At 76.5% G+C, this 9,989-nt stretch carries 11 protein-coding genes and 1 pseudogene; 5 read left to right on the top strand and 7 right to left on the bottom strand.

Going from position 1 to position 9,989, the window contains the following annotated elements; translation table 11 throughout:
• Together IE312_RS43055 and IE312_RS33865 are read left to right on the top strand one after the other, a co-directional pair.
• Positions 1-327: pseudogene (locus IE312_RS43055) on the top strand (hypothetical protein); the annotation flags it as partial.
• Positions 324-935 carry a hypothetical protein gene (locus IE312_RS33865; RefSeq protein ID WP_189986058.1) on the top strand — a complete coding sequence of 204 codons (612 nt, stop codon included), beginning with the start codon at positions 324-326 and terminating at the stop codon, positions 933-935. The pseudogene IE312_RS43055 and the gene IE312_RS33865, both read left to right, overlap by 4 nt.
• Here IE312_RS33865 and IE312_RS33860 read toward each other — a convergent pair.
• Complete coding sequence (locus IE312_RS33860) at positions 925-1,551, bottom strand: Uma2 family endonuclease (protein ID WP_189986057.1); 627 nt, start codon at positions 1,549-1,551, stop codon at positions 925-927. The genes IE312_RS33865 and IE312_RS33860 overlap by 11 nt on opposite strands.
• A gap of 82 nt (positions 1,552-1,633) precedes the next feature.
• A complete protein-coding gene (locus tag IE312_RS33855) occupies positions 1,634-2,746 on the bottom strand; it encodes a mechanosensitive ion channel family protein (protein WP_189986056.1) in 1,113 nt (370 codons plus the stop codon).
• A 317-nt stretch (positions 2,747-3,063) separates the two neighbouring features.
• Between IE312_RS33855 and IE312_RS33850 the strand changes: the two genes are divergently transcribed.
• Positions 3,064-3,600: an HNH endonuclease gene (locus IE312_RS33850; RefSeq protein ID WP_189986055.1), complete on the top strand. Its 537-nt coding sequence runs from the start codon at positions 3,064-3,066 to the stop codon at positions 3,598-3,600.
• A gap of 54 nt (positions 3,601-3,654) precedes the next feature.
• On the opposite strand, the gene IE312_RS33845 is transcribed toward IE312_RS33850, so the two are convergent.
• The 5 genes from IE312_RS33845 to IE312_RS33825 form a co-directional block, all read right to left on the bottom strand.
• Positions 3,655-4,266 (bottom strand): hypothetical protein, encoded by a 612-nt coding sequence (locus tag IE312_RS33845; RefSeq protein WP_189986054.1) that lies wholly within the window; start codon positions 4,264-4,266, stop codon positions 3,655-3,657.
• A 44-nt stretch (positions 4,267-4,310) separates the two neighbouring features.
• The gene (locus IE312_RS33840; RefSeq protein WP_189986053.1) at positions 4,311-5,624 is read right to left on the bottom strand and encodes a hypothetical protein; all 1,314 of its coding nucleotides are present in this window, start codon (positions 5,622-5,624) and stop codon (positions 4,311-4,313) included.
• Positions 5,624-6,394: an ABC transporter ATP-binding protein gene (locus tag IE312_RS33835; RefSeq protein WP_189986052.1), complete on the bottom strand. Its 771-nt coding sequence runs from the start codon at positions 6,392-6,394 to the stop codon at positions 5,624-5,626. The genes IE312_RS33840 and IE312_RS33835 overlap by 1 nt, the downstream gene beginning before the upstream one ends.
• A gap of 97 nt (positions 6,395-6,491) precedes the next feature.
• The gene (locus IE312_RS33830) at positions 6,492-7,412 is read right to left on the bottom strand and encodes a zf-HC2 domain-containing protein (RefSeq protein WP_189986051.1); all 921 of its coding nucleotides are present in this window, start codon (positions 7,410-7,412) and stop codon (positions 6,492-6,494) included.
• A complete protein-coding gene (locus IE312_RS33825) occupies positions 7,409-8,017 on the bottom strand; it encodes an RNA polymerase sigma factor (RefSeq protein ID WP_189986082.1) in 609 nt (202 codons plus the stop codon). The genes IE312_RS33830 and IE312_RS33825 overlap by 4 nt, the downstream gene beginning before the upstream one ends.
• 156 nt (positions 8,018-8,173) lie before the next feature.
• Between IE312_RS33825 and IE312_RS33820 the strand changes: the two genes are divergently transcribed.
• Together IE312_RS33820 and malQ are read left to right on the top strand one after the other, a co-directional pair.
• Positions 8,174-8,419 carry a hypothetical protein gene (locus IE312_RS33820; protein ID WP_189986050.1) on the top strand — a complete coding sequence of 82 codons (246 nt, stop codon included), beginning with the start codon at positions 8,174-8,176 and terminating at the stop codon, positions 8,417-8,419.
• On the top strand, positions 8,420-9,989 hold a 1,570-nt coding region (malQ, locus tag IE312_RS33815), incomplete at its 3' end, for a 4-alpha-glucanotransferase (protein ID WP_229900755.1).

The following is a 9,989-nucleotide window of genomic DNA, read 5'->3' as shown; positions in this document are numbered from 1 at the left end:
GGCACCGGCCTGCCGGTCACCGCCGACGCCCTCGCGGCGGTGCAGGAGCGGGCGTTCCCGGCGGCGGAGGCCGAACGGCTGCGGGCGGTGCTCGCCAAGTCCGGACGGGCCCGCGACGTCAGGAGCGAGGGGGAGTCGCGGGACTTCCGCTGGCGTCCGTTCCGCGGCCCGCACGCCGTCACCGGTTCGCTCACGGTGGACCGGTCCTCCGGCGAGGCCCGGCTCCTGCTGCGCGCGGACGAGCGGCCGAGGGGCCTGCCGGGACTGCGCGGGGCGGGTCCGTTCGTGGCGCTGTGCCAGCTGACGAGAGCCGAGGAGAGCGCGTGAGGAACGCCCGTACGACGACCGCGCTGGCGGTGCTGCTGCTGGGCGCGGTGGCGTGCACGGGGCAACGGGCCGATGCGCCGCGGGCGATGGCCTCGGTGCGGTCCTCCGCATCGCCGTCCTGCGGCTCCGGCACGTTCCGCTGGGGCGCGGTACGGCAGGAGACCCGGCTGACCGGTGTCTCCCCGGTGGTCACGGTCGGCAAGGACGCCGGGTGGACGACCTTCCGCGACGTGCCCGTCCGCACGGTCGTCGCCTCGGTCCGGACGGACGGCGCCGCGCCGCCCCGGGAGCGGGTGGTGGCCTCCCTCGCCCGGCACCTGGGCTACGAACCGGGCAGCCTGATGGCTCCGGGCGAGAGCACGGCCCGCCATCCGCGCCACCCCGACCGGATCCGCTCCGCCGGCGCCGGCCGCTTCGCCACCGCGGAGGCCGTGAAGGTGGTGGACGCGAGCTTCGCCGTGACCTGCCCCGACGGCCCGCACTACGGCAGCGTCACCACCTGGCTCGACGTCCCCCAGGGCGACTCCCTGGCCTGCGGCACCGACCCCGGCGCCGAGGCCTGGCTCCGCGAGGCATACCGACTGGCCTGCGGCCCGGTCAGTCGCTGACGAACGGGGCCGTGTCGAGGACGGGGTACGGCGCCGGGAGGGGGAGGGGGTCGCCGAGGGTGACCTTGGTGTCGGTGGCGTAGTACGCCTCGGTGGGGTCGTCGCCGGGGAGGACGGGGCCGGTGTGGCAGTGGGCCGTCCTGGAGTGGCGGTCGACGAGGACGTAGACGGGGATGCCGGCGGCGGCGTAGGTACGGAACTTGGGACCGGTGTCGGTCTCGTGGTTGGTCGAGGTGACTTCACCGACGAGGGCGAGCAGGCCCGCCGGGTACCAGCCGGGGTGGGCGTCGAAACCCGCCTCGTCGGTGCGCGTCGGGCTGCGGCGCATGACGTAGAAATCGGGGATGACCAGCGCCGTCGTGCGCAGAGCCGGGTCGGTGAAGCGGAAGCCGTTGCCGGTGCCGGCGCCCGGGACAGCCGCCGAGCGGAGCTGCAGGGCCAGGTCCAGCACCGCGGCGCTGTGCCCCGCGCAGGGCGGCGCCAGCGGTACGTGGGCCCGGCCTTCGATGAACTCGGGCCGGACGGGCATCGGGGAGGCCGCCTCGCACGCCGCGAGGAGCCGGACGGGCTCCATGCGGGCCATGAGGTCCGGCGCCGGGGGACGGTCGCTGCTCATGGACGGGACGATCCGGTACTCCCGCCCACCGCGCGCCGGAATGCCCGGCCGTTCACTCGAACGTGTGTGCCGGACCGTTCCGCTACTTCGCCGGGGGTGCCGCGCGCTGCGGGGTGATCGGGGCCGTGGCCGCCGTCTGGGGCGAGTCGGCGTTGGAGTAGGCCGAGGGGGCGGCGACCGCGGCGGCCGGATCCGGGGTGTCCTCGGCGTCCTCCACGGCCGTCGCCCCGCCCACGATGCGGATGCTCGCCGCGTCGAACGCCCGCTTGATCCGCCAGCGCAGTTCCCGCTCCACGGTGACGGACTTGCCGGGCATGGTCCGGGCCGAGACCCGGACCACCATGGAGTCGATCAGCACCGAGTCCAGGCCGAGCACCTCGACCTGGCCCCACAGCAGCTCGTTCCAGGGCTCTTCCTTGCTCATCTTCTCGGCGACCTCGTCCAGCGTGGCCTTGACCCGGTCCAGGTCCTCGCTCGCCTTCACGGTCACGTCGACCCCGGCCGTCGCCCAGCCCTGCGAGAGGTTGCCGATCCGCTTCACCTCGCCGTTGCGGACGTACCAGATCTCTCCGCCGTCGCCGCGCAGCTTGGTCACGCGCAGCCCGACCTCGATCACCTCGCCGGTGGCCACACCCGCGTCGATCACATCGCCGACGCCGTACTGGTCCTCCAGGATCATGAACACGCCGGACAGGAAGTCCGTGACCAGGTTCCGCGCGCCGAAACCGATCGCGACACCCGCGACACCCGCCGACGCCAGCAGCGGCGCCAGGTTGATCTTGAAGGTGCCCAGCACCATCAGGGCGGCCGTGCCCAGGATCAGGAAGCTCGCCACCGACCGCAGCACCGAGCCGATCGCCGCCGCCCGCTGCCGCCGCCGCTCGGCGTTGACCAGCAGCCCGCCCAGCGCGCTGCCGTCCCCGGACTGCGCGGTGCGGTTCATCCGGTCGATCAGCTTGGTGATCGCCCGTCGCACCACCGCACGCAGCGCGACCGCCACGACCACGACCAGCAGGATCTGCAGCCCCATCGCGAGCCACGTCGACCAGTTCTGCTCGACCCAGCTCGCCGCGTTCGTCGCGCTGTCCTGGGCGTCCTGGAGCGTCGGCACGGCCGGGGCGGTGGAGCCCGACGGCGACGGGGTCGGGGACGGCGATGCCCCGGCGGCCAAGAGGGCGGCGGGCAGGGACGACACGGCAGGTACCTCCCAGGTGCTGCGCGGTCCGCACCGGCGGGGCGGTCAAGGTCACGAAAAGGTCACCGGACGGACAGGACCACCACACTAACGGGGCAACGTGTGTGCCCCGTGCCGTTCCGTACAGGAGGCGGACAGGAGAGACGCGGCTCACGCGGGCTTGAACCCACCCGGGTCCGGGGGATGCATCAGGTGTGGTCGAAAACACTCCCAGCCCGTTACCGGGACATGGTGGCGCTCGCACCAGGCCTGAGGGGAGACTGACTGCAGATCGTCCCGGCGCGAGCCACGCGCCGCCGACGCCCAAGGAGGCACCCGTGCCGCATGTCCTGGTCCTCAACGCGTCGTACGAGCCGCTCGGCGTCGTACCGCTCCGCCGCGCGCTCGTCCTCGTCCTGGAGAACAAGGCCGTCTCCCTAGAGGAATCCGGCGCCTATCTGCACAGCGCGACCGTCACCCTCCCCGCACCCAGCGTGGTCCGGCTCAAGCGATTCGTCCGGGTCCCCTACCGGGGGCCCGTTCCCCTGACCCGCCGCGCGCTGTTCGCCCGCGACGGGGGCCGGTGCATGTACTGCGGTGGCGTCGCAACCAGCGTCGACCACGTCATCCCCCGCAGCCGCGGGGGCAAGCACGTCTGGGACAACGTGGTGGCGTCCTGCCGCCGCTGCAACCACGTCAAGGCCGACCGCCACCTCGTGGAGCTGGGCTGGCGGCTGCGGCACAAACCGGCCCCGCCGACCGGGCTGGCCTGGCGGATCATCGGCACGGGGCACCGCGACCCGCGCTGGTTGCCGTACTTGCAGCCCTACGGCGCGGATGACGCCCTGGCCCGGATCGACGGCATCTCCGCCTAGATCCGGGCCGCTGCGTCCGCGCGGCGGGATCCGGGCCCGCCGCGCCGCCCGGGATCAGGCCCGCGACCCCTCCGGACGCGCGCCGCGCACCGCGTACAGCACCGCCCCCACGGCGAACGCGGCCACCGCCACCGCCCAGGCACCCCGCTGCGCGCCCGGCTGCATCGGCCACGCCCACACCGCGGCCGCGCGGCCGTGCGCGGTCGCGGAGCCCAGGTAGACGGCGGTGACGTAGGCGAACGCGGGGAGCCAGCTCAGGCGGGCGCCCAGGAGCACGGCCGCCGCCGCGGTGATCCCGGTGCAGCCCAGCGTGTTGCGGACCACTGCGGGCGCCCCGAAGGTCTCGGCGTGGCCGAGGACGGCCGGCGCCACCAGCGCCGCGGCCAGCGCGGCCAGCGCCGTCAGCTGCCCCAGGCGGCGCGGCCACCAGGGCCGTACGGCCGTACGGTCCAGTTCGTCCGAGGCGCTGTACAGACTCGTCCCGATCACCGCCGACGCCAGCAGCGGCGCCAGCGCGACGATCGGCACCCGGCGGCCCGGGTCGAGGTAGGCGTCCAGCCGGCCGGCCGCCCACACCGCGAACAGGGCCGTACCGGCGAGCGCGGCCAGGGTGAGCGGGAGCGCCCGGGAACGGGCGTAGAGCAGCGGGCCGTGGGCCGTCCTCACGGTGCGGCCATGGGTCGTTCTCACCGTGCGGCCGTGGGTCGTCCTCACAGTGCCGGAACCTCCTTCGGATCGCAGCCCGCGCGGGCCGCGAAGTACGCCGACAGCCAGTCGCGGCGCTGCCGCTCCGGCATGCCGGCCAGCCGGGCGCGCGCGGCGAGGAGCCTGCGCTCCTCGGCGGGGCCGTCGCCGGGCACCAACCCCTTCCTCTGCAGGGCGTTCGGCGCGAGGTAGGACTCGACCGCGTCGTCCGCCCAGAGGACGCGTTCGGTCATCATCGATTCGGGGCAGTCCGTGCCCTCCAGCGCGGTGACGGCCTCCCAGGCGAACTCCTGCGGATCGGTCAGCCGGCCCCGTACCGTCGACCAGCCCAGCGGCGTGATGCCCGGCAGCTGTGCCTCGTCGGCGTGCGGGGCGCCGGCGTGGTCCGCCCAGCGCGCCGGCAGGTTCCGCACCCCCTCCAGCTTCCCCGTGATCCCCGCAAGGGTGTCCCTGACCTGCGGCAGCATCCCGGCGTACCGGGCGTTAACACAGACCGCCGGAGTCACGGACGTGTCGCACACCTGGCGACGGGCGAGCGGGTCGGGACGCCACAGGCCGTCCCCGGTCTGCGCCAGCAGCGTGCCCGCGGTCAGCGCGGCGGCCAGCGGCAGCAGGACCGTCACCCGCCGCCGGGCCGCGCACGCCAGCACCGCCGCGAGGGCCAGCCCGCCCGTCCACACCGCCATGACGCCCGACTGCCACCACACCGGCAGTTCGTCCAGGGAACTGGTCACGGGGCTGAGCGCGCGCACGGCGGCCGAACGGGCACCCAGCGTGGTGCCCAGACCCAGGAAGCCGGCCACCCCCAGCAGCGGCGCCGCGAGGCGGGCGGGCGCGACCCGGCCCAGGACGTGCCCGATCAGCGTGGCCGCCGCCATGGCGACCGTGTCCCCCGGCAGCAGGGCCGGGTGGATCCGGTCGCCCTGGACGTACGGCCAGGTGGCGAGCAGGGCCAGGAGCACCACGGCGACGTAGCCGACGGCCGCCCACAGCGCGACGGGCAGGGCGGCGGCCAGCAGCCGGGCCAGCGGCGGCCGTACGGTCGTCCCCCACAGCTCCTCCGTGCCGCGCCGGCGTTCCCGGCCGCCCTGCCAGCAGCCCGCCGCCCCGGCCAGCGGAAGGGTGATCATCAGGGCGGTGTGCACCTCGGTGGCGGTCGCCGCCCAGTCGCCCTGCCAGCGGTCCGCCGTGGCGGCCAGCATGGTGCCGGCCGTCAGCAGCACCGCGGCCCCGGCCCACGGCGCGAAGCCCCGCACCGCCTCGGCGCGCAGCGGGTGCGGCGCGCGCACAGGCGCCTGCGATGCGGCCGGCAGGGCCATCACACCGCCTCCCGCGCACCCGGCGCACGGTGCGCGCGCAACGCCGCCGTGTACCCGCGCTCGATCGGGTGGTCGCCCGGCCCGCCGGACGTCTCGCCGAGCAGCGACAGCGCCTGCGGCGTGCCCCGGTACGCGATCCGGCCCGCGTCCAGCAGCGTGACCTCGGTGCAGGCGGCGGCCACGTCCTCCACCAGGTGGGTGGAGACCACCACGGTCGCCGTGGCGCCCAGCTCGCGCAGCAGCCCGCGGAACTCCACCCGCTGCTCGGGGTCCAGGCCGGCGGTCGGCTCGTCCAGCAGCAGCACGGCCGGGTCGTTGACGATCGCCTGGGCGATGCCCACCCGGCGGACCATGCCGCCGGACAGCGTCCGCACCTTGGCGTCGATCCGGTCCGCGAGGCCGACCCGGGCCACCGCCCGCTCCACGGCCGCCGGCACGTCCGCGGCCGGCATCTCCTTCAGCCAGGCCACGTACGCCACGAACTCCCGCACCGTGAACCCCGGGTAGTAGCCGAAGTCCTGCGGCAGATAGCCCAGCCGGCGCCGCACCCCGGCCAGGCCGCGGTGGGCGGCGGTGTCCTCGCCGAGCAGCTCGACCCGGCCGGCGTCCGGGCGCGCCACCGTGGCCAGCACCCGGATCAGCGAGGTCTTCCCGGCCCCGTTCGGCCCGAGCAGCCCGTGCACCCCCGTGCCGAGGGCCAGGTCGAGCGAGTCGAGGGCGAGCGTCTTGCGGTGCCGGACGCGCAGCCCGGTCACACGTAGGGAACTCATCGGTCTCTCCAGGGCAGGACGCGGGACCACGGCAGTCGGTGGTCCCGGAAGCGGAACATGTCGGACGGGCGCGCCGACGGGGCGGCGGGACGCGCCGTCAGGGGCGCAGCGGCCGGTCGTACGCCGGGCGGCGGGCCGTCAGCAGCGCCGCGCTCAGCACGGCCGCCGACGCCCACACGCCCTGCGCGGCGGCGCCGTCCAGGCAACGGGCCAGCTGCTCGGCCAGCCGCGCGGTCGCCGCCCCGTCCGGCGCCACGGCCGCCGGCGCCAGCACGGCGCACAGCCAGCCGCCGCCGGTCACCCCGGCCGCGGCCCGGCACCCCACGAAGGAGGCCAGCGCCAGCGAGGCCAGCGCCAGCGCCAGGCCCGGCAGCAGCCAGGCCGCCGCGGCCGGCGCCCCCGAGGCCGGCAGCAGCAGTCCGGTGAGGGTCAGCAACGGCAGGCTCACGGCGAGGACGGCGACCGTACGGGTGAGCGCCAGCCGCAGCCCGCCGCCCGGGGTGGCCGCCGTGACCTCGTACAGGGGATCCGCGTGCGGGCCGTAGGACAGGGCGACCCCGGCGACCGGCACGACCGGCGCGACGGCCAGCAGCAGCGCCCGCGCGCCCGGGAAGCCGGCCCCGTACGCCAGGGCCAGCGCGGCCACCGCCACACCCAGCACGGCCGGCAGCCACGCCCCGCGCACCGCGGGCCCGGCGGCCCACAGCAGCCGGGCGATCCGGGACGGCGCGGGCCACCCGGCCGCCCCCGCGGCCTCCGGCGCGCCCGCCACCACCGGTGCCGGGGCCGTCCGCGCGACCGGCGCCGGGGCCGACTCCAGTACCGCGGCCCGTACCTGCGCGAGCACCGCGCCCGCCGCCGTACCGCGCACCGCGGCCGACACCCGGGACGCGCAGCCCGCGCAGCCCTCCACGTGCTTCTCCAGCGACCACGCGTCCGGCTCCGGCAGGACACCCGCGGCGTAGCGGGCGACCAGGTCCTCCGAGGCGTGCCACAGGTGTGCGTTGCGCTGCGTCATGCCGTACCTCCCAGCGGCGACGGGCCCAGCCGGTCGAGTGCCTCCCGCAGTTCGGCGCGGGCCCGGCGGGCCCGGGACTTGACCGTGCCCTCCGGGATGCCGAGCAGCCGGGCCGCCTCCCGGGTGCTCAGCCCGTCCACGACCGTCGCCCGCAGCACCTCCCGCAGCTCGGGGGAGATCCGGTCCAGCGCGGTACCGACATCCCCGTACTCCAGCCCGGCCAGCACCCGGTCCTCGGCGGACGGCGCGGCCGCGGACTCGTACCGCCCCGCGGACCCGGGCTCCGGCAGCGGCCCCACGACCCGTACCGTCCGCTCCTGCGCCCGGCGCGCGTCGACCAGCCGGCGCGCCGCGATCGTCCACAGCCAGCCCCCCGCCTCCTGCCCGCGGTGCCCGGCCGCCGACCGCCACACCGTGACGAAGGTGTCCTGCAGCACCTCCCGCACCAGCTCCGGGTCGGCGCACCGCCGGGTCAGCCGCGCGTGCAGCCACCCCGCGTGCCGGTCGTACAGCGCGGCCATCGCCGTCGCGTCCCCCTGCGCGACGGCCCGCAACAGGGCCGCGTCCGCGCCGCTCCCGTCGTCCGTCTCCCGCTGGCCCCCCATGGGGCGGAACAGTCTCACACCCCCTCTATCGGCCACCGGGCCGGCGCCGGATCACCGCGGCACCGGATTTCCCGGGCGTGGCGCCGGGCTCACTGGGTAGGCCTGCCCTGACCCCCTCCACAGCCGCAGCACCCGTACACCGACAAGGAGGCCCTCGTGGCCGCACCGGCTCGATGCACGATCCCCGCCCCGTCGAAACCCGTGGCGGAACCCTCCGCCGACACCGACGAGGCACCGCTGTACGCCTTCAACGCGGAGAGCGCGGGCGCGCAGGTGCCGCTCACCAGTGAGCCGCCGCTGCCCGACGCCGAGCCGCTGACCAGCGAACCCCCGCTCGCCGAGGCCGCCCCGCTGACCAGCGAGTCGGACCCGGTCCCGGACTCCTTCACGCCGGGACTGTAGATGGCCGCGGCGTCCGACGAGCCCCCCGGCCAGCCCTCCGCCGACCTCGCCCGGCTCGCCGAGCTGCACGGGGTCGCCACCTCCTACCGGCCCGCCCCCGACCGCACCGTCCAGGTCCCCGCCGCCGCCGTGACCGCCGCCCTCGCCGCCCTCGGCGTCGACGCGAGCCGACCGGACGCCGTCCGCACCGCCCTCGCCGCCCGGGAACGCGAGCTGCGCGAGCGCCTGCTGCCGCCGACGCTGGTCCGGTGGACCGGCGCCGAACCGCCCGCCGCCCTCACCGCCCTGCCCAACGGCACCCGGCTGCACGTCGAGACCGAGGACGGGGAGCACCGGGAGGACACCGCCGGCCTGCCCCTCGGCGTCCACCGGCTGACCGCCACCGCCCCCGACGGGCGCACCGGCCAGGCCCACCTCGTCGTCGCCCCGGACCGCCTGCCCGCCCCGCCCGGCCGCTCCTACGGCCTCCTCGTCCAGCTGTACTCCCTGCTCTCCCACCGCTCCTGGGGCATGGGCGACCTCGGCGACCTCGCCGAGCTGGCCGGCTGGGCCGGACACACCGCCGGCGCCGGATTCATCCAGGTCAACCCGCTGCACGCGGCCGTGCCCGGCGCCCCCACCGACCCCTCGCCGTACCGTCCCTCCTCCCGCCGCTTCCCCGACCCCGTCCACCTGCGGATCGAGGACGTCCCCGAGTTCGCCCACGCCGAGGACCGCGACCGCCTGACGGGCCTCCTCCAGCGCGCCGAACGGCTGCGCGCCGCCGTCCTCGACAAGGGCGCCCTCATCGACCGCGACGCCGTGTGGGAACTCAAGCGCGAGGCCCTGGAGGTCGTCCTCGCCGTCCCCCTCGGCCCCGGCCGCCGAGCCGCCTACGACGCCTTCCGCGCCGCCCACGGCCAGGCCCTCGACGACCACGCCACCTGGCACGCCCTCGCCGAACTCCACGGCCCCGACTGGCACCACTGGCCCGACGGGCTGCGCGACCCCCGCTCGGCCGCCACCGCCCGGGCGCGAGCCGACCTCGCGGACCGGGTGGAGTTCCACGCCCGCCTCGCCTGGCTCACCGACGGCCAGCTCAGGGCCGCCCAGCGCGCCGCCCGCGAGTCCGGCATGCGCGTCGGGATCGTGCACGACCTCGCCGTCGGCGTCCACCCGTCCGGCGCCGACGCCTGGGCCCAGCAGCACGTGTACGCGGCCGGCATGTCCGTCGGCGCGCCACCGGACGCCTTCAACGCCCGCGGCCAGGACTGGGGCCTGCCGCCCTGGCGCCCCGACCGGCTCGCCGCCACCGGCCACGCCCCCTACCGCGACCTGCTGCGCGCCCTCTTCCGCTACGCGGGCGCCCTGCGCATCGACCACGTCATGGGCCTGTTCCGGCTCTGGTGGGTGCCCCAGGGCAGCCCGCCCACCGACGGCACCTACGTCCACTACGACGCCGACGCCATGCTCGCCCTCCTCGCCCTGGAGGCCACCCGCGCCGGGGCCGTCGTCATCGGCGAGGACCTGGGCACCGTCGAACCGGGCGTGCGCGAGGCACTCCAGCGGCGCGGGGTGCTCGGCACCTCCG

It is taken from the genome of Streptomyces capoamus, assembly GCF_014654935.1.
Lineage (GTDB): Bacteria > Actinomycetota > Actinomycetes > Streptomycetales > Streptomycetaceae > Streptomyces > Streptomyces capoamus.
This window is presented reverse-complemented; position numbering and strand designations above follow the sequence as displayed.